Below are 25,177 nucleotides of genomic sequence, written 5' to 3' on the forward strand. Positions count from 1 at the left end.
CATATCCGTAGAATTGGATATCGCTGTTCCCCGCATCGAGAGCCGAATGGCACACCTCGGTAGGGCCGAAACTCCTCCGGTTTCATGTCCGTGATGTTCGTCATTGCCGGTCAGGACTTACGTCCTGTGCGTGCGCGGCCGATCGGCCGGTCCAGTGGAGCCGAATTACTCTGCCCGGCAAGCGGATCAGGCGATACCTTCGCGAATGGCCGCGCACTGCACCGTTCCGGCGGCCGACGGGCACCACGATTCGAGGGATACCGACTGGATGTTCGCGAACTGCACTACCCCACAGCGGATCTGCACGACCTACCGCGACCGCGGTCTGCCGGTGACCCTGCTCGGCTCCCATCCCTGTCTGCGCACCGATGACCGGTTCGGCATGGTCACCATGCCGCGGCTACTCGGGTACGAGGTTTCCGCGGCAGCGCACACCGCCCCGGTCATGTTGCACACCAGGTCGAATCGCGTCGGCTTCCTCGTCCGCTACCCCGCCGACAGCCTCGATCCGGACCTCGTGCGACGACTGGACGAACTCGGCGTCACGATCGTGGCGCGCGGTAGCCGGATCATGCTTCCACATTCGGACCGGCAGCTCGGCTGCTCACCGGTGTGGGTGGTCGAACCTGGTTACGTCACCACCCTCCCGATCGAGGCCGTCGTACTCAACGCGGTGTGCGCGGTGGCCGGCGGCGTGCCTACCGCACGTTCCGGCCACGCGTCGACGGCTTGAGCCTCCACTTGCGGTAACCGAGCACACGCTCGACTATCGCTGCGCCACAACTGATCCGACTCCTTACGGCATTCCGAAGCGCGACAGTCTTTCGACCAGTTCACTACCCCAGCGCTCGGCCCGCGCGGACTCGTTGCCCGCCAACGGCCCCACTCGGGAGACGACCAGGAAACTTTCACGCCCCACGACATCGCAGGCGTGCCCGTGCAGGCGCTTCACGATCCGTCGCGCCGCGGACCCGGTGAAGATGCTTCGGCCCGCGACGGTATCGAACGCCGCGGCACGGACATTCAGCCGCGCGGGCAGCGCATCGAGCCACTCCCGCACGCCGGTCACGGATCTGACCGCACCGTGCGATTCCGCTTGCCGACGTGATGTCGGCGTCGACAGACCCGCATTGTGCGTAGGCGCTCCCACCAGCAATAGATCGACGTCGTCCAGCGCAGGCACGGCCTGCGCGCCGACCACCGTGACGCTGCCCCCGCGCGCACGAATCCCCTCGGCGACGGACTCCGCGATGGACGCGGTGTTCCCGAAACAAGACTCTACGACTATCAAGACATTCATGCCGCTCCCCTCGGCCTTACCGGGAGCGCGTGTTTCGGCGACAATGGAATTCGTCAACGTGTTACCTCCTGCATACCTATGACGGCGTTATCGGGGCAGGGTCACCCACCAACCGTTGAACTGGTCGAAATCTTTCGACGCCCACCCGGCGGCCTCGGGAGCCGAGGGCAATTGGCTGGTGATGGTGAGCTGCACCAGATACTGGCAACCGCTATCACCTATGACGAGGTATCGGGTGTCGGCCCGTAGTCGTAGTGAGTCGAGGACGTAGGTGCCCGCGATGAGGCAGGACGGATAACCCTCGTACCGTGCTTCATCGACATGGATTTCGTCCCAGCCGGGAAGTCGGCGTGCGTCGAATACAGCGTGCGTGAGCAGCTCGAGGTAATCGACACCAGGAGTCAATCGCACGAGGACGAGCACCGCGTTGTCGACCCAGCCGTAGCCTTCGATCGGCGGCCGGGCCCAGATCGAATAGACGTCGCGGAAGTATCCGCGCGCCACTTGCGTCCAAGGCGACGGCGGGACGATCGACACCGTCGGTACACCGGTCGCACCCGGCCGCAGCTGCTCATATCGAACTCCGCAGGCAGCCAAGTAGGTCGCGAGGCCCGCTTCGGCGTCGTGCTCGTGCGCAGACGACCAGCGACCGTTCATCGCACACTGCTGGACGGCTGCAACTCCAGGGCGAGCACCGCTGCCTGACTTCGTCGCTCGACCCCCAGTTTGGTCAGCAGCCGGGAAACGTAGTTCCGGATCGTCTTTTCCGCCAGCGACATTCGTTCCGCAATCTGTCGATTCGACAGTCCTTCGCCGAGCAGTTCGAGCAACGTCCGCTCCTGCGCGGTGAGATGCGCGAAAGGACCGCTGCGTGCGGCGCCGTCCGCGCGCAACTTGGACATGAGCGCGGCCGCGGCGCGGTTGTCGAGCAACGATTTACCCGACCCGACCTCACGAATGGCGTCGACCAACTCCACCGTGCCGATGTCCTTGACGACGTAGCCGCTGACTCCCGCCCGGATGGCGTTCAGCATCGTTTTCTCGTCGATGAACGCGGTGAGGATCAGCAACTGCGCGCCCAGCCCGTGATTCTGCAGTTCACGGCACAGCGCTATGCCGTCACCATCGGGCAGCCGGATTTCGAGCACGACAACGTCGGGACGCAGCCGCAAGATGTCTTCGATGGCCCGGGACACCGTCTCCGCCTCCCCGACCAGCTCGAGGTCGGGTTCGGCGCCGATCAGGTCGGCAATCCCACGCCGGACGATGTGATGCCCATCGACCAGGAACACTCTAGTCACGCACAAACCCCTCCGGCAGAACGTCCGGGCGGGCAGCACTGCGCCGATTACCCAGCTCGGACAACAGGTCTCGCGTTCGGCGCCGGATTCGGCACAGATCCCCATCCGAGCTGATCGAGCCACGAGCTGCCCGAATCTACTCGCTACTCAATGTATCGGTAACGGATGAGTCCGCCTGCGGGCAAAGGTCACAACGGTATCCGACCAATGGGCAAGGGATTTCATGACTTTTGTCCCAACTACGCGGGACAGTGCCCGCCTGCCCATCGGGGTAATAGATCGTGCCGAACAATTGGCACACGGGACACTGGTCACACGATATCCGGACAGAATGTCCCGGCGTCCGATGACTCCGGACTTCTGTTCACGGCACAGTCGCGGTGATTCGATTGTCACTCGGCATCAGTTCTCGGAATTGCTTTCGAGAATTCCAACGATCGTCCGTGATGCCGCACAGGCTACGCGAAATTTCGGTAACGCGTAGCAGTCGAATGATCGAATCAAAGGAGAACGAATGTCCGCGAGACATGGCTTTGCGCGAATGGGAATCGTATCTGTCGTAGCCACGGCAGGAATTGCATCAGGCCAGTGCTTCGCTTCCGCCGAGCCGGTGGCTCAGTTGGCAAACCCGCTCCTCCGTACCGCCGCAGCGGACGTCGCCCAGCCCGTCGTGGCCCCCTGGGACAACGTCGGCCAGGGCCGGGGCACCGATTTCGAACCGGGAACAAATGGGGTCCTGAGCGATACCGTCATCAAGCCCGAATACTTTCCACTGGTCGATCAGCGCCGGCGGGAACTGTTGTCGGCGGCCACGCTCGACGGCGCGGCCGACGGCGCGGCGATCGGCGGGATCGGCGGGGCCGCCGTCGGCGCGACCGTCGGGGCGATCACCGGACTCGGTACCGGGCTGGCCGCGGTGCCGATCGGAGCCGGCATCGGCGCCGGCGCCGGTCTGGTGATCGGCGGCGTCGGCGCCGCCACGATCGGCACGCTCACCGGCATGGCCCTCGGCTGCGTCGTCGGGCTGCCGGCCGTGATCGTCGGATGCATCCCCGGCGCGGTGATCGGTGGCATCGTCGGCGGTGTGGCCGGAACCATCGCCGGAGCCGTCGTCGGACCACTGGCCGGCACCGCAATCGGCGCAGGCGCCGGTGCGGGCGTCGCGACCGCCGCAGGCCTGGGCACCGCGGCCGTCGCCACGCCCGTCGGTGCGGCGATCGGCGCCGGTCTCGGTGCCGCGATCGGTGCGGCGACCGCGGCCTCGCAGGCCAATCAGGGTCTGGCTCAGCAGAACCTGAACGACCTCGAAGGGTTCGCCTACACGCAGCGCCAGGACGCCGCGGCACCCGTCTCCGCCGCGGTCGAGCCGGTGGCCAGGCAGCTACAGCAAGGCCTGACCGATGTCAGCACGGCAATCAATTCCGTCACCGAGCAGTTCCAGCTGGTGCGGTAACCGAGGCGGCGCGGTGCTCACACAGAGCCGGACAGTGAGCACCGCGCTGCCGTCGGCGGCTCCGGCCACCGGTCGGCGCGGCAGGCGGCGCACGGACTCAGGGGCGGACGATGGTCACCGCGGTTTGCGGCAACCCGAGCGACTCCCCGATCTTCGCCGACCATGCGGCTATATCGGCCCAGTCGCGCAGGTCCCCGTACCGCATGCCGCCGAGGACCCGATAGATCGTGCGGGCCTTGAAGTCGACCCCGGCCCGTTCGTAATGACCGGCGAAAGCGTGGTAGTCCTCGGGGGCGATCAATGCGCGCAGTGCCGCGATTTCCTTCGGCACCTTCCGGCCCAGCCGTCGGCCCAGGGGTCCGACGAGCGCGGGCCCGAGACCGACGCTGAACAACCAGACCCGTTTCGTGGCAAGGATATCCGCGTGCGCGCGAATGAACGATGCCGCCGGCGGGAGGAATTCCCGGTGATGAATCGCACTGCCCAGAACGATCGCATCGAACCCGGTGAGCTGTGGCGCATGGTTGACCCCCGCGACGACGACCTCTGCCCCGCGCGCCGTCAGGTCCTGCCCGAAGTATTCCGCGATGTCGCGGGTGGACCCCTGGGCCGTAGCGAATATCACTGCGATGCGAGTACCTGGCGTTCCCATGCCATTCATGGTGGCTGCACACAACGGTTTTCGGCAGAGGCGTACGGCCCACGCGATCAGGACGAAAAGTCCCCGTCTGATGGACCATTCCCCCTTTTCCTACGACGCGACGTTTGCCTATCGTGAAAACGTCGATCCACGATGCGTTCATTTCTTGTCGCCGGCGGCCCAGACATCAGCCAGAGGGAGGTGACCGATGCGCCCTGTCCAACTGCGTTACAACTTCCGATGCTATCCGGATGAGCCCCAGCAAGCCGCGCTTGCCCGGGCTTTCGGTTGTGCCCGAGTGGTTTTCAACGACGCCCTGGACGCCCGCCAACGGGCCTACGCGGCCGGCCGTTGGATATCGGACGCGGAGTTGTCCCGACAGCTGACGGCGGCCAAACGGACCGTCGAACGTGCGTGGCTCGCGGACGTGTCGGCGGTGGTCCTCCAGCAAGCTCTCGCAGACCTGAACACGGCGTACCGCAACTTCTTCGCCTCGGCGACCGGTCGGCGACTGGGCCCCACCGTCGGACTCCCCAGATTCCGGTCCCGCCATGACCGGCAATCCGTCAGATTCACCCGCAACGCCCACTTCGCAGTCACCGCGGGCGGTCGGTTACGTCTGCCCAAAATCGGTGCGCTGAAAGTGATCTGGTCACGGCCGCTGCCTTCGGAACCGACGTCGGTGACGGTGATCAGGGACACCGCGGGCCGCTATTTCGTCTCCTTCGTGGTCGAATCCGCCGCCGACCCGCTGCCCGCACAGTCAGCTCAGGTCGGTATCGCCCGGGGGACGTGCGCAGTAGCGGTGCTGAGCAACGGCGCCACGATCGCCGACCCGGAATTCCTCCGGCGGGCGCAACGCAGACTGGACCGGGCACGGCGGACACTGTCCAGAAAGCAGCCGGGCAGCAGGAATCAGGTCAAGGCCCGGCTGGCGGTCGCCAAAGCCTCTGCGGCACTGAACGACACCCGACGCGACTGGGCGCACAAGCAGTCGACAGCGATCATCCGCGAAAACCAAGCGGTGTACATCGAAGGACTGCCCTACCGCGCCAAGGCTCCGTCGCGCGGAACCCGCTCGGCCGACGACATCAGCTGGATCGTGCTCACCCGGATGCTCGGCCAGAAGGCCGCTCGCTACGGGCGGCGCTTCGGCAAATTTTCGCCCGCACCCGTGCCCGGTCCGCACCACCCCGACCGCGCCGCCCGCACCATTCTCGCCGCCGGGCAGGCGGAGAGTAGAAACGCCTGTGGAGCCGACTCGAGGCCCGGACCCGTCCCGGCACTCGGCCACGAAACAGGAACCCGCCGTAGGCGTTACCCACGCCAGCCGGAATCGTCCCTGCCTGCCGGGGCAAGGTACGAGGATGCCAAGACACGCACACCAACCCACCGATGACACCGTCGCCGCGGAGCACTCAGGGAACGTCGAACTGATCCACTACTTCGTCGATGGCGCGACGCGGCGTGACGGGCAGCGCGCCCGCGCTCGTCGGCGCCCAACCGACTCTGAGCACCACCTGCGCGTGCGCGCTGTCGTCCAGCACTTCGAGCCGAACCCGATTGCGCAGCAACGGAAGTTCGAGCGGCTCGCTGAGCGGGCAGGTGGCCAGGCCGATGTTCGCCGCGGTCAACAGGACCGCGCTCATGGCTTCGCCGGCCCGTAGACGCGAGACGCGATCGTCGGCCGAGGTCGCCAGCAGGAGCAGGTCGGCGGTGTCCGGAGTTCGGGCCTGGTCGAGCAGCTGCGGCTCGGTGAAATCTCTGGCGGGGACCTCGGCGTCGGATCGGGGACGCGGAGTGCTCCTGGCCGGTACACCATCCGCGGACCCGTGGCGTCCGCTCCAGCTCGCGAGTTCGAACCGGTAGTCGGCGTCCAGGGCATGCTCGGCGGCCGCGATCCGCATGGCATCGAGCAGGCGGTCTCGCGATCGGTCGGTGACCCGACGGACAATCACACCCAGGCCCGCGGCGCGTTCGATCAGCAAGCCGAAGTACCCGACCGGAATCGGCCAGGAACTGAATTGCCTGCGGTCGCTCTGCCGCCGCGAAATCGCCGCCGAGAGTTCGACATCCTGGGCCGTCGGCCGATGCGCGACCAACTCGATCGCCGCCAGATGATTCGGTTCGTCCGGATTCGGCAGGCGATGCACGATCGCCGACCAGCCCAGCGCCGCGAACGCGATACGCAGATGATGAAGTGCCGCACCACAGCTCAGCACCAGATCACGCTGATCCGGATCCGTCGACGGTATCGCCCGGTCCGGATCCAGGAACAGATGCATTGACCTGTCCCCGATCTGCCACCGCCACGGTTGAATGTTGTGCACCGACGGTGCCCGTACCGCGAGTCTCAGTGCCGCTCGTACGGTTTCATCGTCCGGCATTCCATGATCCATACCGACTTCCTTATGTTCGGGTGCCATGACGGTCGCATACGGTCGTGCCGCGAAGAAGGGTCCGACGGCCCTCATAGCGAGGACCTCGGCTGCGTGTTCGATCGAATTCGGCCGCCGAAGGGCTCTGGTCGCTCCGATCGAGGGTCTTTCGCCCTCGAACCAAGGGCACTATTCACATTTTCCCGACCGTGCTGTGTGCGTAAGGCTCGAAGCCGAAGGGAGCGAATACCGTGACGGAGCCAGAGCTGCAGGAACGCATCGCGCAGATCGTCGATACGCAAGACCGGATGGATCGGCTCATCGAAGCGATGCTGATCGTCACCTCGGGTCTCGATATCGATGACACGCTTCGTTCGATCGTGCACGCGGCCCTGGAGTTGGTGGACGCCCGCTACGGCGCGCTCGGCGTGCTCGAATCCGACCAGCCCGCCGCCAGACTCACCGAATTCGTGTACGAAGGCATAGACGATCGCACCCGCGTCATGATCGGTGATCTACCCCATGGTCACGGTGTACTCGGTCTGCTGATCACACAACCGAGACCGATCCGGCTCGCCGATCTTTCCGAACATCCCGCCTCGGTAGGTTTCCCCGCGAATCATCCGCCGATGCGGTCCTTCCTCGGCGTACCGATCCAGGTGCGCAACGAAGTATTCGGAAACCTGTATCTCACCGAAAAGGTGGGCGGCGGCGAGTTCACCGAAGACGACGAAGTCGTCGTGCAGGCACTGGCCGCCGCGGCGGGCATCGCCATCGCGAACTCACGCCTCTATGAAGAAGCTCGGATACGCCAGCAGTGGCTCGAAGCCACCCGTGATGTGGCCACCGAACTCCTCTCGGGCGGGGCGAATCACGAAGTGCTGACACTGGTCGCCGAGCGCACGCTCGCGCTCACCGAATCGGCATGCACCCTCCTGGCCTTGGCGGCCGACTCGAGCACAATGGCGGAGGAAACCGAGCTGGTCGTGGTCGCCGCGGCGGGAATCTGTGCCCGGCGGTTGATCGGCCGGCGCGAACCCGTGCGGGCGACCGCGGTCGGACGGTCCTTTCGCGAGGGTCGTGCGGTCGCCGTGGACACGCTGTCGGACGAGACGACCCTCGGCAATGTCGCGAAACTCGGTCCCGCACTGATACTTCCGCTCCAGGCCGGCCATTCGGTCGTCGGCATCCTGGCGACCATACGACCCGCGGGCCTGCCGCAGTTGGACACCGCCGCCCGGTCGATGATGGCGGCCATCGCCGATCAAGCGGCGCTCGCTCTGCAGCTGGCGGACACGCAACGGCGCATGCGGGAACTCGACGTCTTGTCCGACCGTGATCGGATCGCCCGCGACCTGCACGATCAAGTCATTCAACGCCTGTTCGCGGTCGGCCTTTCCCTACAGAACACCATTCGGCGCACGGATTCGGCGGATACCCAGGCACGTCTCGCGGAGAGCGTCGACGATATCCAGACGATCGTGCACGATATCCGGCACTCGATCTTCGACCTGCAGACCAACTCGACCGCTGATTCGTCCACCTATCGAAAACGGCTGCACAGCATCGTCTCGGACATGACCAAGGACACCGGAATTCGGACGCGAGTGCACCTGGCCGGACCTGTCACGGTCCTCACGCCACCGTTGTCCGACGATGTCGAAGCCGTGCTGCGCGAGGCGCTCAGCAATGCGGTCAGGCATTCGTCGGCCACGACGATTTCGGTCGAACTCCGCGTGCGTGACGACGTCACCATCGAGGTCACCGACGACGGAATCGGTCTGCCCGCCGAGATCACGCACCGCAGTGGGCTGGCGAACCTCGCGGTGCGTGCCGAAAGGCACGGCGGCAGTTGCCGACTGGGGCGGCGAGCCGAAGGGGGCACGACCCTGCGGTGGGCCGCGCCTTTGCCGGCGCCGACCCGTACGGTGCGATAGGGACAATTCCCGGCTCCGACCGAGGAAATTTCCCATAACTAGAGGCCTTCCGTCCCTGGACCGAAACGACACCTTCGACGTTGCAATTCTGTGGTGCACTGCTCATTTCTCTTGATATCGAAGGGAATTCGCACGTAGACGAGTCGGTTCGGCATTGTCGAATCCGCTCGCTTGTCGAATAGCAGAGTGCAGGTGAAAGTGAGTTCGCAGCGCATCCGGCGATGCGATTGCGCATTCCGCGTCCAGCACAAACAGAGGGGTATCGATGAGCAGAAGAAACACTTCCAGGATCAGACGCATGCTCGGCCTCACCGGGTTCGCGGCCGTGCTGATCACCTCGGCCATGTCCACCGCGAACGCGACACCCACGCCGGAGTATCCGCTGGATGCCCGGCTGGGCACGCTCTGGTCGTCCCAGCCGGAGCCGTCCCGGGACAAGCGCGATCCCGACCCCGCACTGCCCTACATCGATGTGCCGGCCGACTACGTCTACAACCCGACCCTGGAACCGGTTGCCCGACATGACTTCTGCACGTCGTCGTTCGACCAGTTCGGCAGCGCGAACTTCGCCGGACCGTGCGCACGGCACGACATGTGCTACGACGTGGTCGACGCCCGACGCACCGAAGGGTGGCGCGAGACCGGATACGGTCCGTGCAACGCGGCGTTCTACCAAGAACTTCTGACCAATTGCCGGAACGCATACTCCGACATCCAATCCAACGCATTCTCCCTGTGCCACCGCGCCGCGTCCGTCTACGCATACATGACCGAGGCGACACACTGGGGCCAGAACTGATCCGACTCCCCCGCCCGGACCTGCGCAGAGCGCAACACCTGGCGCACCTTGACACCGAATTGGCCCGTTGTTTCAGCGTCGCTTCGAGAGCTTGACTGCGACGAAGTCGAGAACCTGGCGGGGAGTGTGCAGGGCGTCGGCCTCCGCATCACTGATCGCGATCCGGTAGTGGCGATTGATCGCGTCGATCATCTCGATCTGTGCCAACGAGTCGATGTTCAGTTCTTTCATCGTCAGGTCCAGCGCTTCTTCCGGCAGCCGCACGACGAGGCTCGGCGGACCACCGCCTGGATTGAGTGCGCGGGTAAGTATCTCTGCCAGGTCTGCGGGTTTCATTGTCGCTCACAACCTTTCCGGGTGCAGGGTCACCTCTTCCGGCAACTACGGCAGCCGCACTATCTGGGCCGCATACGTCAAGCCGGCACCGAATCCCAGTAACAGCGCCGGCGTGCCCGACAGCTCAGGGTGGTCGGTGCGCAATCTGTCCAACGCCAAGGGAATGGAGGCCGATGATGTGTTGCCGGAGTCGCGGATGTCGCGGGCTATCACGGCGCGGTGGACGCCTATTGCGTAGGCCAGTTTGTCGATCATTCGCATATTGGCTTGGTGGGGCACGAACGCCGCGACGTCGTCGGCGGTCAATCCCGCTCTGGCACATGCCCGCTGGGCGACTTCGACCAGTTCGGAGGTGGCCCACTGATAGACGTCGCGGCCGCGCATGGTTACGCGGCCCTGCCAGTCCTGCACTCGAATGAGTTCGGCGAGGCTGCCGTTCGAGCCCCACACCACCGGCCCTATGTCCGCGGCGCCGCTCTTTTCGACGAGAACCGCGCCGGCACCGTCAGCGAACACCGGTGCGGTGATCGGATCTCGCGGATCGATCCAATCCCGCAGGCGTTCGGCGCCGATCACCAGCACCTGATCGGACGTTGCCCCGCGGATGAGACTGTCCGCCACGGTCAGCGCGTAGCAGAACCCGGAACAACCGGCATTGACGTCGAACGCGGCCGCGTCGGGGACGCCGAGCAGGCTCGCGACCGATGCGGCGCCGTTCGGGATCGGGGACGGCAACGTGCAGGTCGCCAGAATCACTGCGCCTATGCGGTCGAGATCAGCTCCGGCGATGGCTTTTTCGGCTGCGGCGACGGCCATCGTGACGACGGTTTCACCCTCAGTGGCGAATCGGCGCGAGGATATTCCGACTCGCTGCAGAATCCAAGCATCGTCGACGGGCGGGCCGATACCGGCTGCGAGTGTGACGTTGTCGACGACAGCGCTCGGCCGGAACGCTCCGACAGCACGAATACGCGACCCGATCATGTGACTACCGGACGAGGGCATCGGGACCGCCTCGCTCGCCGGCCCGCCGAGCGGCTCCTGCTCGGCAGCTGCGCAGAGCTCGTCGAATTGTCCACTTCCCCAGTCCGGCAAGGTTGTCACAATGACATCTCTCCACAGACGGAACACACGAGTCGGCGATTCCGGCACGGCTTCACGATTGCGGCATCTCTACGCGACGCAGCAGGCAGAGTCGAATTGCACTGGGATCCAGCGGGAATCGAAGTACTCGATGTGTCCACCTCACCTCCGACAGGAGGTCTTGATCGCCCAGCCTAGCATGAACTACTACGCCAATTCAATGCAGAATGGCTCTGACGCAAGGCATTTCGAGCCTGCCGCAGGCGGTACGGATCTCGACACCCGACACACGCCGATTGCACGGACTTAACTCGAAACATACCAATCAACCTGCATGCCAACCACTTCCACACTGCACGGTGCACTGCTATCGTTGTATTACACCTGACAGCACCGCTGAACAGGGCTTTCCGCCGTACCTCTTCGCGAGATCCGAGGGTGACGCAGGCAACCCAACCGTCGCCGTGAAATGCGTGCGCCAATGACGAATCGCGCCTTATCAGGAGTGCGTGGATTATGGACGCATACATCACCGCGACCGCCACCTACCTACCCGGCGATGCAGTCGCCAATGACGAGATGGAATCCCGGCTGGGTTTGGTTGCCGGAAAAGAGTCCGCATTTCGCGAAACAATCTTGAAGCACAACGGGATTCGCAGCCGCCACTATGCAATTTCTCGAGCCGGGCACCAGGACCACCTCAACGACGAGCTGGCGGCGCGCGCCGTCGATGCCTTGCTGCGTGCCCGTGGGTTGCCGCTGAGCGAGATCGGGCTCCTCGCCGCAGGCACGACGCTGCCGGATCTGGTGGCGCCGGGGTTCGCGTCCATGGTGCACGGCCGGCTCGCCGAATACGGTCACGCGGCACCGCTCGAGATTCTGACCGCCGGCGGTGTATGCACCTCGGGCGCCGCCGTATTGCGGCACGCGGTGAACGCGGTGTGCCTCGGCGCGCACGATCGAGCGATCGTCTGTGCTTCGGAGCTGATGAGCCAGATCATGCGCGGTCGCCGGTTCGAGCGTGAAAGCATCCGTACCGCAACGCAATCCGAGGCACCCAAGGACTACGAGTACTTCAATTCGGAGTTCTTGCGCTGGATGCTGTCCGACGGAGCGGGTGCGGTGCTGGTGGAAAACCAGCCCGCCCCGGACCGCCCCAGCCTGCGCGTGGACTGGGTTGCCATGACCTCCTACGCGCATATGTTGCCGACCTGCATGTACATCGGCGCCGACAACGCCGAAGCACCTACCCCGGGCCATACCGTGTGGAGTGCCGCGACGGTGGACGATGCGGAAGCCGCGGGAATGCTGATGCTCCGGCAAGACACCCGCTTGCTCGGCAAGCACGTCGTCGAGATCATCGGACAGGAGCTGGAACGGCTGATCAAGGTCGGAAAGGTAGACACCGCCCGCTCGTACGACTGGTATCTACCCCATATCAGCAGCTACTTCTTCTGGCCCAAGGTCGCTGACCGGATCCGCGAGACCGAGTTGGTCCTGCCGGACGAGCGGTGGTTCACCAACCTGGATCGGGTCGGCAACGTCGGTAGCGCGTCGTTCTACCTCATGCTGGACGAGGCCGTTCGAACCGGACTGATCCAACCCGGTCACCGTGTCCTCGCGATGATTCCGGAGTCGGGTCGGTTCTGCGTGGCGCATGTCCAGCTCACCTGTGTTCCGCCCACTCTGCCCTCGAACGAGGCGCCGTGACCGACGAGCCGACACCGATGGCGCGCACGGACGCACCGACCGCGACCGTGCTGTGGTACTCCCAAACCGGCCAAGCCCGCGAGGCCGCCGAGGCATTGCTCGCTCCCCTCCACACCGCGGGCATGAAGCTGGAGTGGGTACAGATCCGACCCGCGACGGAATACCCGTTTCCCTGGACTCTGCCGCAGTTCGCCGGAATCTTTCCGGAGGCGGTCGATCCACGTGGGCACATCCCCGTGCGAACCACGGCGCCGGTCACCGCAGACCTCGTGGTCATCGCGTTTCCGGTCTGGTACCTGGCGCCGGCGATCCCGATCCGATCCCTGCTGATCACCACTGCGGACATCGTCGCAGGCCGTGATGTCATCGGCCTGGCGGTCTGCCGAAACGTGTGGTGCGCGGCCGCGGTGGAGCTCGCGCAGCTGGTCACCGCAGCGGGCGGGCGCTATCTCGGTACGATCTCCGCGATCGACACGCACTCGCCGCTGATCACCGCGATCACCACGGTGCACTGGCTGCTCACCGGCCGCCGCGAGGCCTTCGGGCGTTTCCCCCGCGCCGGCGTCACCGACGCCGAACTGACCCGCCTCACCGGCCTCGGCGAACGCCTCGCGCACGACGGCAGTGCGATCACCGACAACCCTGCCGCTGCCCCGATCACCCCTGCGCTCGCGGCGATGGAACTCGTCATGGCGCCGCTTTTCCGGGTCTTCGGCCGCATCGCCGCGGCCAGCCCACCCGGCAGCCTCGCCCGACGCGCCAAGCTCACCGGCACGGCGGGAATCATCATCGCGGCACTAGTGGGCGGCCCGCCGATCGCTGCCCTGACCCGGTTGGTCGCACGACACCGCTTCGACAATTGGCTGGATCGACGCCTCGCCCCCGCGGTCCATCCGCAGGGCTCCGCCGACCGGCAGCCCAGCCCACGGCGGTCCTCGCGTCAGGAGTTCCCATGAATCCGCCACCCGTCGACTACCTGCTGCAACTCGCGAACGGATACGCCGCCACCGGCGTGCTGGCCACCGCGCTCGAGCTCGATCTGTTCGCTACTCTCGACAAGCTCGGGCCTACCGAGCTCGATGATCTCGCGATCGCCATCGGCCTCTCACCCCGCCCGGCCGAGCAGTTTCTCGCCGCGTGCGTCGGTCTCGGGCTGACCATCGTCGACGCCGACAACCGGTGCCACAACAGCGATCTCGCCACCGCCTACCTCCTTCCGCATCGTCCCGGCTATCTCGGCGACTTCGTCCGGTTCCAGTTCGATCGCGAATACCCCGCATGGCACCGACTCGCGGACGCCCTGCGCGACAACCAGCCCATCACCCGGCAGTCGGATCCGCATCGGCACCGGCTGTTCGACCGAACCGATCCCGATATCAAAGGCTTCATCACCGCCCTGCACCCCATGGCGATCTCGGCGGGTGCCGCGATGGCGAAGCTTCCGATCTGGGACGACCACCACGCTCTTCTCGATGTCGGCGGCGGCTCGGGCGGCTACAGCCTGGGCCTGTGCGAAGCCTTGCCCGCTCTCACCGCCACCGTGTACGACGTCGACGACATCACCGATATCACACGGGGTTTCGTCGGTCATCACGACAGAATCACCGTCGTCGACGGAGACTTCTATACCGATCCGGCGCTGCCCGGCAGCCACGACACCATCCTGCTGGCCAACATCCTGCACGACTGGGGACCCGATACCCGTGCCATGCTGTTGGCCAAAGCTCATGCGGCCCTGCCCCACAACGGCGCGATCATCATCATCGAGCACATGCTCGACGACACTCGAACCGGTCCCCTGCAAGCCGCGGTGATGGGGCTGAACATGATCGTCGAAACCGACGCGGGGCGCTCCTACCACCCCGCCGATCACGCCAAAGCCCTTCGTGCCGCCGGGTTCACCGCTATCCACACCCACGCCAGCGACCTACCGACCGGCAACTACCTGATCATCGGTCGTGCCGACCACTTGTCACCGTGACTCCGTCGGCGCGCTCCGTGGGGCGCGCGGCCGGCCCAGCTCACCGCCAGACGACCAGCTCTTCGAGCGGTTTGCGGCGGTCGGCGAGGCGACGGTCGGGTGCGGCGTCCGGGTCTGCGGGGTAGCCGAGGGTGAGGATGCCGACTAGGGCGACGTCGTCTGGTAGCTGGGCGATCTTCGCGAGGGCGTCGAGTTCGTCGGGCGGGGCGGGGCTGTAGAAGCCGGTGGTCAGTCCCGCGTCGATCGCGGCGAGTTGCAGGAGCGCGAACAGTGCGCCGGCGTCGAACCACCAGAACGGGACGGGCCAAGGGATTTCGGTGTTGCCGGTGAGTTTGTCGGGTTCGGTGTAGCGCTCGTGATAGGACGCTTCTCGGATCCCGAGGGCGATGTGCACCGGGGCTTGCGAGATCCACGGTTGATGACCGTGTTCGAGATACCAGGGCTCCGCGACCGCCGCCAGCTGTCCGCGCAGCACCGGATCGGTGATCACCACCAGTCGATGACCTTGGCTGTATCCGGCGCTGGGGGCGCGGCGGACGACCCGCACCACCCGCCGCAGCGTCTCGGCGGGCACCGGATCGGGCCGGTAGTGCCGCACCATCCGGCGGCCGCGCAGTACTTCGGTGAAATCCATCGTTCAAGCCTTTCGATTCAGAGCGGGTCGTAGTCGGCGAATGGGCAGCAGGGTGAGCAGGCCGAGCCCGCCCAGGATGGCGAAGGCGAGCCGGAAATCGCCTGTGCTGTCCCGTAGTACGCCCACCAGCACGGGAGCCGACGCGGCACTGCCGTAGCCGACGAAGAACGCCAGCGCGCTGATCCGTCCGGCTTCACCGGCATCGCGACTCACCAGCACCGGCATGGTCAGCACGAGCGTGAAGAGGCCGCCGTGCCCGACGCCGAGGGCGACGATCCACACCCAGGCCGCTGTGCCCGGCGCGAGGGCCAGACCCAGAAAGCCTGCGGCAGTGACGATCATGGTGACCGCGAGGGCGCCACGCTTGTCCTCGCGCTCACCGAGCAGCATCGGCACGGCCGGCATCGCGACGACCTGGATGGCGATCATGACCGTCAGCATGACGCCGGACGCCGCCGCGCTGTAGCCCCCACTGTTGTGCAGCAGCGGTGCGACCCACGCCAATTCGCAGTAATACAGCGCCGAGTTGACCGCGGACAGAATGGTGATCCGCCACGCCGAACCGCTGCGCCAGGGCAGGCCCCGGGTCGCCGGACCCGCAAGGGCGGCAACGCCTTCCAGCCCCAGCGCACCTTTTGCACCGGACCACAGCACCATTCCCGCCACCGCGAGGACCGCCCACGAGGCCAGCGCTGCCGGCCAGGAGCCCAGCAGGTCGGCCAACGGCGCGCTGACACCGGCCGCCACCGCTCCGCCGAGCCCGAGACCCGCCGTGTAGATGCCCGTCACCAGCGTGGCCCGATCGGCGAACCGCGTCTTGACCACGGCGGGCAACAGGGTCTGCGCGATCGCGATACCGGCCCCCACGATCGCCGCGCTGCTCAATTGCAGCCAGGTGGACGCGCCGGCCGAGCGGGCCGCCGTGGCGATCGCGATGATCGCGAGCCCGAGCAGCACCCCGCGCTGCAATCCGAAGCGACGTCCCACGTATGCGCCCAGCGGTGCGCAGACGCCCATCGCCAGCGTGGGAACGGTGGTCAGCAAAGCCACGCCGGTCGCGGACAGATCCAGGTCGGTCTGGATGCGGTCCACCAGCGGCGCGACGGCCGCGATGGCCGGGCGCAGGTTCGCGGCGGCGGCGAACAGCGCGACCGCGGCGGCGCCCAGTGCGGTGCGGGATGCAATCCCTGTCATGAGGTACCCCAGGTTGATCTCGGACATTTTCTATCCGAGTTCTATCACATCTCGGATATCTCATGTCCGAGATCGGTAGGATGGGGTCGTGAAGATGTCGAACGGTGTGGAGTGGGCCCTGCACAGCTGCGTCACGCTCAGCCAGAGCCAGGAGCCGGTGCCGGCGGCTCGGCTGGCCGAATTGCACGGCACCCCACCGGCTTACACGGCCAAGCAGCTACAGGCTCTGTCCCGAGCGGGCATCGTCCGGTCCACCGCCGGTCAGGTCGGCGGGTACGCCCTCACCCGACCGGCCGCGCAGATCAGCGTGCTCGACATCACGCAGGCGATCGACGGGACCGAACCGGCCTACCGCTGCGCGGAAATCCGGCAACGTGGACCACTGGGTATTCCTGCCGAGCAGTGTGCGCGGCCGTGCGCGATCGCCCGCACCATGGCGGCCGCCCAGCAGGCGTGGTCGCGTGCGCTCGCCGAGGTCTCCGTGGCCGACTTGGCCGCGGGCATCGACGACGACAGCGGCGGCACCGCGCTGGCCGATGTGCGAGGCTGGCTGCGCGACACTCGGAACTGAGGCGGTTCGGTGCTGCGTGGTCGGGTCAGTCGAGCACGTAGCGCTGCAGCATCACGTTGTCGAAATGCCTCGTTTCGGCCAGGCGGAGCTGGATTCGCTTGTCCAGCGGGGGGAACAGCGGTGTGCCGCCGCCGAGCACCACCGGGCTGACGAACAACCAGTACTCGTCGACGAGACCGTGCGGGATCAGCGCGGCGCCGAGTTCCGCGCCGCCGACCTCCATCACCCCGTCGCCCTCGACCTTCAACTTGCGAACTTCCTCGACCGCGTTCTCCCGCACCAACCTGCTGTTCCACTGGACCTCGGTGAGCGTCCTGGAGAAGACCACCTTCGGCTTGTCCGTCCAGAGCCGGCCGAACTCGCGTTCGATGGGCGACGCATCCGCGGGGACGTGCGGCCAATATTCGGCCATCAACTCGTACAGGCGGCGGCCGTGCAGCGAGATCTCGATCTCGCGGTACCGGTCGTTGTGGAACTGGTGCAGCTCGTCGTCGGGATCCGACCAGTCGATCTTGCCGTCCCGATCGTTGATGAAACCGTCCAGGGAGACGGTGAACGAATAGATCAGTTTTCGCATGACTGAACAGACCTCCCGGACGCGCGAAACTCATCGGACAGGGCGGAACACATTATGCGCCGACGGTCCGGTCCCCTTGTCGAAGTGGCCAAACTTGTTGAATATCAAACTATTCCGACCGTGCAGTTCTTATCATGGTCGGGTGAGCTTTCCCGGGTCGATCGTGCGGGCGTTGCAGGCGGATCCGGGAAAAGTCGTGGTCGAGCACGGCGCACGCACGGTAACCAGGGCACAGTTGCTCACCATGATGGGCACGGTCGCGGGCGGGCTACGGGAGCGGGGGCTCGGTCCTGGCCGCGGCGTGGCGCTGCGGGTGGACGTCAGCGCCGAATCGCTGGCCGCGTATTTGGCGGCCTACACCCTCGGCTGCCGGGTCGTCGGGGTGCGCCCGGGGCTCAGCGCGCGGCAGCTGGCGCATGTGCTGAGCAACGGGGTGGACGCGGTCTTGGACGACGAGCAGGTGCATGCGCTGCTGGCGGGCCCGGCGCAGCCGGTGACGGTCGAGGCGCGTTCCGGTGACATCGCCCGGGTCGCCTACACCAGCGGCACCACCGGCCTGCCGAAGGGCTGCGCGCAGACCTACCGGGCGATGTCGGCGCATTGGTCGTGGGGCAAGCCGACTTGGAGCCCGGAGACGGCCGCACTCGCCGCCTGCGCCGAGCGCTACCTGCTGTTCGGCACCCTGGCCAGCGCGGTGGTGCAGGACTATCTCGCGCTGTGCCTGCTGGGTGGCGGCACCGCGGTTATCCCGGAACCTGTTGGCACAGAACTATTTCCAGAGGTGATCGCGCGACTGCGGATCACCGCCACGATCATGAACGTGCCCCGCCTCTACCAGATGCTGGACGCACTGCGCACCGCCCCGGCGGACACGAGCAGCCTGCGCGCCATGGTGGTGGCGGGCTCGCCGCTGGCCCCGCATCGGCTCGCGGACGCGGTGCGGGCGCTTGGTCCGGTGGTACATCAGGCCTACGGGCAGACCGAGACCGGCGGCTTGACCGCGTTGACGCCCGCCGAAATCGACAGCGGCGTACTAGCTTCGGTCGGTCGCCCGCTCCCCGGCGTCGCGGTGGACATCCGGGACGGCGAGATCTATGTCCGCAACGAGTACATGATGTCCGAGTACCTCGGCGACCCGGCCGAAACCGCCGACGTCCTCGTCGACGGCTGGGTGCGCACCCGCGACCTGGGTTACCTCGCGGACGGCTACCTCTATCTGACCGGCCGGGCGCGCGACGTCATCATCGTGGACGCGCTGCCGGTGTACGCGGGTCCGATCGAACGGCTGCTCGCCGGGCACCCGGATATCGACCAGGCCTACGTCGTCGGCGCGCCGGACGATCGCCGCGGTGAAGCGGTGCACGCCTTCGTGGTACCGCGTCCGGGCCGTACGCCGGACTCGATCGCATTGTCCGCCCTGGTGCACGCCGAACTCGGGGAATCGAGTGTGCCGCAGTCCTACACGGTGGTGCCGGAAGCGCCGACCGCGGCCAGCGGGAAGCCGGACAAGAAGGCCTTGCTGGAGCTGTATCCACGGTAACGCCAGACATTTGGAGGAGACGTTGTCCGAACTCGACTACCTGATCATCGGCGCGGGACCGGCAGGTCTCCAAATGGGTCACCACCTACAGCAGGCGGGCCGCGACTATCTGATCGTGGAGGGCGGGCCCGCCGCCGGCACGTTCTTCACCAGGTATCCCCGGCACCGCCAGCTGATCTCGATCAACAAGGTGCACACGGGCTGGGACGATCCGGAGCTGAACCTGCGCATGGACTGGAATTCGCTGCTACCGGGCCCACCGTTCAAGGACTACTCGCGACGCTTCTTCCCGGCGGCGGACGATATGGTCCGCTATCTCCGTGATTATGCTGTGCGACAAGGCTTGTCGATCCGCTACGACACCCGGGTGGCACGGATCAGCCGCCCGGATCTGTTCGAGGTCGCCGATCAGCACGGCGAGGTGCTGCGCGCACACCGGCTGATCGTCGCCACCGGCGTCTCGAAACCTTATGTGCCGGATATCCCTGGTATCGAGACGGCCGAGCTGTACAGCGAAGTATCGGTCGACCCGGCGGATTTCACCGATCAGCGGGTGCTGATCATCGGAAAAGGCAACTCGGCCTTCGAAACCGCGGACAATCTCACCGAGACCACCGCGCTGATCCATGTCGCCGGACCGCATTCGGTGCGGCTGGCCTGGCAGACCCACTTCGTCGGCCATCTGCGCGCGGTCAACAACAACTTCCTCGATACCTATCAGCTCAAGTCGCAGAATGCGATCCTGGACGGCAACGTGGTCGATATCGCGCGGCAGTCGGACGGGTCGTATCTGGTGACGGTGAGTTTCTCCCGGGCCGACGAGGTCACCAAGGACATCCGCTACGACCGGGTGATCGTGGCAACCGGATTCCGGTTCGACGCCTCGATCTTCGCCCCGGAGTGCCGGCCGGAACTGGCGATCAACGATCGCTTCCCGGCCCAGACCCCGGCGTGGGAGTCGACCACGGTACCGGGGCTGTACTTCGCGGGCACGATCACGCAGGAGCGTGATTTCAAGCAGTCCACCAGCGGATTCATCCACGGGTTCCGTTATGGGACAAGGGCATTGCACCGGATCCTGGAGCAGCGACACCATCAGCAGATCTGGCCGCACCGCGAACTCGGCACGACCGCGGCCGACGTCGGCGCGGCGATCCTCGAGCGGGTGAACCGGACCTCGGCGCTGTGGCAGATGTTCGCCTTTCTCGGCGATCTGGTCACGGTTGGCCCCGACGCGCAGGCGCGGTACTGGACGGAACTACCGGTCGACTACCTCGTAACTGCCATCGCGGCAGGAGATTTCGGCGAGGTGGAGACCTACTTGGTGATCACCCTCGAGTACGGTAAGGATCACGACCGCTTCGATCCGTTCGACATCAACGCACGGCGCATCGCCCAGTCCGACGCCGAACACGCCCTAGACGGCCGGTATCTGCACCCGGTCGTCCGGCAGTATCGCGACGGGCGCCAGATCGCCGAACATCACATCACGGAGAATCTCGAAAACGAGTGGACGCACGAAACGGTGCACCGCAAGCCGCTGTTCGATTTCTTGACGACCGCGCTGCCCGCCCCGGAGCCGACGCGGTGACCTGCCCGCCGGCCGCGCTCGAGCAGCGGGCGAAGGAGCTGCTCGAGCCCGCGCACTACGACTTCTTCGCGGGCGGCGCGGGCGAGGAGATCGCGCTGGCCGACAACGAGCAGGCCTTTCGCCGCCTGGCGCTGCTGCCACGGGTGTTACGAGACACCAGCGGCCGGTCGATCGCGACGCTGCTGCTCGGCGATCCGAGCGCGATGCCGGTGTTCGTCTCGCCCACCGCGTTTCATCGACTGGCCCACCCCGAGGGCGAACGCGCGACCGCCAGGGCGGTCGCCGCGGCCGGGCTCGTGCTGATCGCCAGCATGGCTGCGACCGTGGCCATCGGCGAGATCACCACCGCGGCCCGCGAGATCGATCGGGACGCGCGGGTGTGGTTCCAGCTGTACCTGCAGCCGGAGCCGGACGTGACCACCGAACTCGTGCGGCGAGCGGAGCGCGCCGGCTGTACGGCACTGGTGGTGACCGTCGACTCCCCGGCCCTGGGGCGGCGCACCAGAGACGATCGGAACGGCTTCCACGACCTGCCTGCCGGGCTCTGTGCCGAGAACATGCGCGGCCTGCCCGGCACGGCGGCAAACGGGCTCCGGCGTATCGCGATGTCACCCACCTTCACCTGGGACCACCTGGAGTGGCTGCGCGAGGTGACGGCACTTCCGTTGGTGCTCAAGGGAATCATGCACCCCGAAGACGCGCGGCTGGCGATCGAGTTCGGCGCCGACGCGATCCTGGTCTCCAATCACGGTGGACGCCAACTCGACGCCGCGCCCGCGACGCTGGACGCCTTGCCCGCGATCGCCGCCGGTGTGGCCGACCGGATCCCGATCTTTCTGGACGGTGGCGTCCGCCGCGGCTCGGATGTCGTGCTGGCGCTCGCGCTGGGCGCGAAGGCGGTGGGCCTCGGGCGACCGGTGCTGTGGGGCTTGACCGTCGGCGGCGACAAGGGCGTCGCGGACGTGCTGGACACCTTGCGCACGGAAGTCGAGCAAACGCTGACTCTCTGCGGCGTGGCGGCGCTGTCCGAACTGGACACCGACCTGGTGACGGTCCGAGGGGCGGCGGCGCGGTGCTGAGGCGAACGACGCTGCTACTCGCGACGACCGGCGCACTCTGGGCGGTATCCCGTTGGCTGCCACGGGCGGTGGTGGCCCTCCGGGTCTGGATCTTCGCGAAGGTCAACGGCGGCAACGAGATCACCCTGCCGGGCGAGCGCGGTGGCCCGGAGTTGTTCCGGCGCCTGTACGAGCATCCGGCGGCCAACGGGCGCAGCAGAGGAGCGGCTCTCTCGGATCTGTTCTGGTACTGGCTGGCGCCGGGTCCCGAAGTACACCAGGAACATCTGGAGGACGGCCCCCGCTACACCGAAGCGGCACGCACCACCAGGGCGGTGCTCTCCCTGCCGACCGCCGAGATCGAGCTGCTCGCCGCACGCTGCGCCCGCCGGATCCTCGCGGAGCTGCCCACCGGGCCGGTGACCCTGGTGCGGCTGCGCGACCTGATGATGCCTATCTGGGCGGAGTTCTTCTACGAGTTGGTCTTTCGCGAACCGTGCCCGCGAGCCGCCCGGGACCTCATCGTCGGCAATGCCGACGATGTGGTGACGTCGCTGAAATGCACCGGCCTGCGACATCTGCGCCGGCGCGACCGCCTCACCCGTTACCTGCTCGCCCGGATCGAGGCGGGCGAGGTGCCGCATCGACTGCCCGCGCTGTTCAGCCCGCGGGAGCACGCCTACTACCTGCAGGGCGCATTCTTCAACACCGCGGTCGTCCAGATGTCGGAGGGTATGGCACATCTGCTGCTCGCCGTCGCCCAGCACCAGGACGTGCAGCGCCGCATCCTGGCCGAACCCGGCAGCTCGTACCTGGAGCACGTGCTGGACGAAACCTTGCGTCAGTTCCCGCTTTTCGGCATCGCGCACCGGATCACCACCGACGATATCGAGCTGGGCGACGCAACCACGATCCCCGCGGGCACGGTGCTGTGTTTCAACTATCAGCAGTTCGAGCGCACCGGTCACCTCGACCCCGACCGCTTCGACCCCGACCGGTGGGCCACGCACCGCGCCAAGGACACCCACCACATCCCGTTCGGCGTCGCCGCCAATCGCCCGTGCCCGGCCTGGCGGCTGTCACCGATCGCGATGCGCGCGGTCGCGCGCACGGTGCTGGACGACTACCGCCTGCACTCGTCGGTCTCGCACACCCGCTCCATCCCGCACCGCGCCCCGTGCCTGCTGCTGGCCGCCGACCGGCCGCCGTCGCCGATCATGGTGCGCGCCATGCTGACCGGGCTGCGGGCGCGCGACCGGTTCGAGGACGTCTGGCGTGGTCTCACCCAGCTCGGCCTCGGTACCTGGATGGTGCTCGACGCCCGCCGCCAACGCCCCTGCGCCCGGTACTTCGCCGACCTGGACGCGCAGGAGCCATCGGCCTGCCCGGTCCTCAGCGGACACGCCGCCGACTGAACGAGCGATCTCCGCGTCGACTCAGTCCCAGCGATCGATGGTGTAGCGGGTACGGATTCCGGCACTGGTGATCCGGAAGGTGTGCCCGAGGCTGCCGCCTTTCGACATCAGCAGACCGCAGACCTCGGCGTCGTTCTTGCCCGCGACCACCGCCTGCTCCGCATGCGCCGCCAAAGTCTTACGTATCTCGTGCAATTCGCTCGTGAGGAACTCCGGGAAGAACCCTGCGCCGCTGGTGTACCCGGTGTCGGTGGCACCGGCGAGGGCGAACAGCACGGATTGTTCGCGAGCCGTGCGGTCGTCCTCGACATACCAGGTAGCGGGGTGCGGAACCACGGCGGTCACGTCGCGGAGCTCGCCAGGGCGCAGTCCCCACTGCTTCGGTGGGGAACCGTTCACGTAGACGTACCAGGTCACCGGGTTGCGGCGGTCCGGCGAATCCCACTGCACGATCGGCGGCGCGGCCGGGTCCGCCGCGGTCACCATCGCACCGTAACTGGTTGCCGAACCGGGTACTTCGTACTCGATCCGATCCGCGTCCGGCAGCACGGTGCGCGCGAACTTCGTCCAGGTGAGTACCACCGGGCCGACGTCGAGATCGGCGCCGCCCCGGCGCTTCTCGGCCGGCACGAGATGCCCGAAAACCCCACCGGAACGATGGGTTCGCACCGTCCGCGCCCACATCGGGCGCACATCGGCGAGTTTCGCGAAACGACGAGCCAGCGATCCGGCGGCTTCGAGTTCGCCGATGACCTTTTCGGCGCGCGCGATCATCGCCGCCGTCGGAGCCGCGATGGGCCTGCGGTATTGCAGCGGGTTCATCTTTTCCGCGAACCGCCGCTCGACCCGCTCGTACGGCAGCCCCGCCGCGAGATCGCTGAGCAGCGTGCCGATCATGCCGCTCTTGACGTGACAGAACCCGGCGGGTGCGGTCGCGGCGGCGAGCCAGACCAGATTGTCGCGCTGCCGTTGCGCGGCCGCGCCGTGCCCACGGACCCCGTCGAGTTGCTTGTGCACTGTCGAAAGCCATTGACCGGCACCGAGTATCGCGTCCGAGCGGTAGAGCTGTTCGGTGCGCAGCAGTGCCACCGCCTTTTTCACGACCGGAGCCGGGAACTCGGCGAGGGCACGTCCGAGTGTTTCCCGGTCGGCGTTCTTCGCCGCGACATACTGGCCCGTCGAGGCGAGCGCCGTCGGCTGATGCAGCAGGTGCTCGGCGGGCGTGAGCGCGAGATGGGTCCACGAACCGCGCTCTGCGCAGCCCCAATTCGCCGCGCTGGACCGGAACAGCGACGTGATCGGCCTGCCCTCGACCGCATCGGCGAGCGCGGCCACGGCGCGGGTATAGCTCGGCGGAATTTCGTGCGCCGACCACAGCACGGATTTCGCGGTTCCGTCCGTACCGACGCAGACCAGTCCGCCGTATCGGCGTAGGAACGCCCGGCAGGTGCCGCAGTTGTTCGCCGCGGCGAGTTCCGGGGTGAGCGCGCCGAGGAACACTTCGAACAGATCATCGGTGTCGACCGTGAACAGCGCGGCGCTTTCGGCGGCTTTCGCTTCGAACGTCCGCCGCACCCCGTCCAGGAATTCGTCGTACCGATCATCGATGGGCGGCTCGGCGCCCACCGGGGCTTGCGTCGTCATAATGCCTCGAGACTAACGGCCCGATACCCGGCTCC

Annotated in this window: 24 protein-coding genes; 13 read left to right on the plus strand and 11 right to left on the minus strand. The window is 66.6% G+C overall.

Translation table 11 applies throughout. The features are described 5' to 3' along the window. Nucleotides 1–205 precede the first annotated feature (205 nt). Nucleotides 206–733, plus strand: coding sequence for a hypothetical protein (locus NVU01S_RS31635; protein WP_043675995.1), 528 nt, complete (start codon nucleotides 206–208; stop codon nucleotides 731–733). Nucleotides 734–796: 63 nt separating this feature from the next. Here NVU01S_RS31635 and NVU01S_RS31640 read toward each other — a convergent pair whose 3' ends face one another. The 3 genes from NVU01S_RS31640 to NVU01S_RS31650 all read right to left on the minus strand — a co-directional run bounded on the left by NVU01S_RS31640 (nucleotide 797) and on the right by NVU01S_RS31650 (nucleotide 2,601). After that, the gene (locus NVU01S_RS31640) at nucleotides 797–1,300 is read right to left on the minus strand and encodes a flavodoxin family protein (protein ID WP_043675993.1); all 504 of its coding nucleotides are present in this window, start codon (nucleotides 1,298–1,300) and stop codon (nucleotides 797–799) included. Nucleotides 1,301–1,387: 87 nt separating this feature from the next. Next, nucleotides 1,388–1,957 (minus strand): LpqN/LpqT family lipoprotein, encoded by a 570-nt coding sequence (locus NVU01S_RS31645; RefSeq protein WP_082032218.1) that lies wholly within the window; start codon nucleotides 1,955–1,957, stop codon nucleotides 1,388–1,390. After that, entirely contained in the window at nucleotides 1,954–2,601 is a 648-nt protein-coding gene (locus NVU01S_RS31650; RefSeq protein ID WP_043676088.1) for a response regulator, read from the minus strand. Before NVU01S_RS31650 ends, NVU01S_RS31645 begins: the two co-directional genes overlap by 4 nt. A 619-nt stretch (nucleotides 2,602–3,220) precedes the next feature. On the opposite strand from NVU01S_RS31650, the gene NVU01S_RS45290 reads away from it, so the two are divergent. After that, nucleotides 3,221–4,054 (plus strand): hypothetical protein, encoded by an 834-nt coding sequence (locus NVU01S_RS45290; protein WP_063048198.1) that lies wholly within the window; start codon nucleotides 3,221–3,223, stop codon nucleotides 4,052–4,054. 97 nt (nucleotides 4,055–4,151) lie between these two features. On the opposite strand, the gene NVU01S_RS31660 is transcribed toward NVU01S_RS45290, so the two are convergent. Next, nucleotides 4,152–4,706: a flavodoxin domain-containing protein gene (locus NVU01S_RS31660; RefSeq protein ID WP_043675990.1), complete on the minus strand. Its 555-nt coding sequence runs from the start codon at nucleotides 4,704–4,706 to the stop codon at nucleotides 4,152–4,154. A gap of 196 nt (nucleotides 4,707–4,902) precedes the next feature. Here NVU01S_RS31660 and NVU01S_RS31665 point away from each other — a divergent pair, with 196 nt between their 5' ends. Further along, entirely contained in the window at nucleotides 4,903–6,093 is a 1,191-nt protein-coding gene (locus NVU01S_RS31665) for an RNA-guided endonuclease InsQ/TnpB family protein (protein WP_043675987.1), read from the plus strand. 19 nt (nucleotides 6,094–6,112) lie between these two features. Here the strand turns inward: NVU01S_RS31665 and NVU01S_RS31670 are convergent, their stop codons facing one another. Beyond that, nucleotides 6,113–7,093, minus strand: coding sequence for an Acg family FMN-binding oxidoreductase (locus NVU01S_RS31670; protein WP_043676084.1), 981 nt, complete (start codon nucleotides 7,091–7,093; stop codon nucleotides 6,113–6,115). Nucleotides 7,094–7,380: 287 nt separating this feature from the next. Here NVU01S_RS31670 and NVU01S_RS31675 point away from each other — a divergent pair, with 287 nt between their 5' ends. Both NVU01S_RS31675 and NVU01S_RS31680 read left to right on the plus strand, forming a co-directional pair. Then, entirely contained in the window at nucleotides 7,381–9,009 is a 1,629-nt protein-coding gene (locus tag NVU01S_RS31675) for a GAF domain-containing sensor histidine kinase (RefSeq protein ID WP_244467384.1), read from the plus strand. Nucleotides 9,010–9,307: 298 nt separating this feature from the next. Next, nucleotides 9,308–9,808, plus strand: a complete 501-nt coding sequence (locus NVU01S_RS31680; RefSeq protein ID WP_043675981.1) for a hypothetical protein — start codon at nucleotides 9,308–9,310, stop codon at nucleotides 9,806–9,808. A gap of 72 nt (nucleotides 9,809–9,880) precedes the next feature. Here the strand turns inward: NVU01S_RS31680 and NVU01S_RS31685 are convergent, their stop codons facing one another. Further along, a complete protein-coding gene (locus NVU01S_RS31685; protein WP_043675979.1) occupies nucleotides 9,881–10,144 on the minus strand; it encodes an acyl carrier protein in 264 nt (87 codons plus the stop codon). A 45-nt stretch (nucleotides 10,145–10,189) separates the two neighbouring features. Continuing rightward, nucleotides 10,190–11,296, minus strand: a complete 1,107-nt coding sequence (locus tag NVU01S_RS31690; RefSeq protein ID WP_244467380.1) for a beta-ketoacyl-ACP synthase 3 — start codon at nucleotides 11,294–11,296, stop codon at nucleotides 10,190–10,192. 447 nt (nucleotides 11,297–11,743) lie between these two features. Between NVU01S_RS31690 and NVU01S_RS31695 the strand changes: the two genes are divergently transcribed. Genes NVU01S_RS31695 through NVU01S_RS31705 form a run of 3 tightly spaced genes read left to right on the plus strand, consistent with a single transcriptional unit; the run spans nucleotide 11,744 to nucleotide 14,918 of the window. Then, on the plus strand, nucleotides 11,744–12,937 hold the full coding sequence (locus tag NVU01S_RS31695; protein WP_043675977.1) for a 3-oxoacyl-[acyl-carrier-protein] synthase III C-terminal domain-containing protein: 1,194 nt from the start codon (nucleotides 11,744–11,746) through the stop codon (nucleotides 12,935–12,937). Continuing rightward, complete coding sequence (locus NVU01S_RS31700) at nucleotides 12,934–13,893, plus strand: hypothetical protein (RefSeq protein ID WP_043675974.1); 960 nt, start codon at nucleotides 12,934–12,936, stop codon at nucleotides 13,891–13,893. Before NVU01S_RS31695 ends, NVU01S_RS31700 begins: the two co-directional genes overlap by 4 nt. Further along, nucleotides 13,890–14,918, plus strand: coding sequence for a methyltransferase (locus NVU01S_RS31705; RefSeq protein ID WP_052280949.1), 1,029 nt, complete (start codon nucleotides 13,890–13,892; stop codon nucleotides 14,916–14,918). The genes NVU01S_RS31700 and NVU01S_RS31705 overlap by 4 nt, the downstream gene beginning before the upstream one ends. 40 nt (nucleotides 14,919–14,958) lie before the next feature. Here NVU01S_RS31705 and NVU01S_RS31710 read toward each other — a convergent pair whose 3' ends face one another. Beyond that, entirely contained in the window at nucleotides 14,959–15,552 is a 594-nt protein-coding gene (locus NVU01S_RS31710) for a nitroreductase family protein (protein ID WP_043675971.1), read from the minus strand. Between the two features lie 3 nt (nucleotides 15,553–15,555). Continuing rightward, nucleotides 15,556–16,746: an MFS transporter gene (locus NVU01S_RS31715; RefSeq protein ID WP_043676077.1), complete on the minus strand. Its 1,191-nt coding sequence runs from the start codon at nucleotides 16,744–16,746 to the stop codon at nucleotides 15,556–15,558. A gap of 88 nt (nucleotides 16,747–16,834) precedes the next feature. On the opposite strand from NVU01S_RS31715, the gene NVU01S_RS31720 reads away from it, so the two are divergent. Further along, on the plus strand, nucleotides 16,835–17,317 hold the full coding sequence (locus NVU01S_RS31720) for an RrF2 family transcriptional regulator (protein ID WP_043675968.1): 483 nt from the start codon (nucleotides 16,835–16,837) through the stop codon (nucleotides 17,315–17,317). Between the two features lie 25 nt (nucleotides 17,318–17,342). Here the strand turns inward: NVU01S_RS31720 and NVU01S_RS31725 are convergent, their stop codons facing one another. Next, nucleotides 17,343–17,894 (minus strand): dihydrofolate reductase family protein, encoded by a 552-nt coding sequence (locus NVU01S_RS31725; RefSeq protein ID WP_043675965.1) that lies wholly within the window; start codon nucleotides 17,892–17,894, stop codon nucleotides 17,343–17,345. A 142-nt stretch (nucleotides 17,895–18,036) separates the two neighbouring features. On the opposite strand from NVU01S_RS31725, the gene NVU01S_RS31730 reads away from it, so the two are divergent. Genes NVU01S_RS31730 through NVU01S_RS31745 form a run of 4 tightly spaced genes read left to right on the plus strand, consistent with a single transcriptional unit; the run spans nucleotide 18,037 to nucleotide 23,498 of the window. Further along, a complete protein-coding gene (locus tag NVU01S_RS31730) occupies nucleotides 18,037–19,434 on the plus strand; it encodes a class I adenylate-forming enzyme family protein (protein WP_043675962.1) in 1,398 nt (465 codons plus the stop codon). A 22-nt stretch (nucleotides 19,435–19,456) separates the two neighbouring features. Beyond that, nucleotides 19,457–21,025, plus strand: coding sequence for an NAD(P)-binding domain-containing protein (locus tag NVU01S_RS31735; protein ID WP_043676074.1), 1,569 nt, complete (start codon nucleotides 19,457–19,459; stop codon nucleotides 21,023–21,025). Beyond that, on the plus strand, nucleotides 21,022–22,104 hold the full coding sequence (locus NVU01S_RS31740) for an alpha-hydroxy acid oxidase (RefSeq protein ID WP_043675959.1): 1,083 nt from the start codon (nucleotides 21,022–21,024) through the stop codon (nucleotides 22,102–22,104). Before NVU01S_RS31735 ends, NVU01S_RS31740 begins: the two co-directional genes overlap by 4 nt. Continuing rightward, nucleotides 22,098–23,498, plus strand: a complete 1,401-nt coding sequence (locus NVU01S_RS31745) for a cytochrome P450 (protein ID WP_063776010.1) — start codon at nucleotides 22,098–22,100, stop codon at nucleotides 23,496–23,498. The genes NVU01S_RS31740 and NVU01S_RS31745 overlap by 7 nt, the downstream gene beginning before the upstream one ends. Before the next feature lie 21 nt (nucleotides 23,499–23,519). Here NVU01S_RS31745 and NVU01S_RS31750 read toward each other — a convergent pair whose 3' ends face one another. Next, nucleotides 23,520–25,142, minus strand: a complete 1,623-nt coding sequence (locus NVU01S_RS31750; protein WP_063048199.1) for a DUF8224 domain-containing phage-derived protein — start codon at nucleotides 25,140–25,142, stop codon at nucleotides 23,520–23,522. Between the last annotated feature and the right edge of the window lie 35 nt (nucleotides 25,143–25,177).

Source organism: Nocardia vulneris, assembly GCF_001613425.1.
Lineage (GTDB): Bacteria > Actinomycetota > Actinomycetes > Mycobacteriales > Mycobacteriaceae > Nocardia > Nocardia vulneris.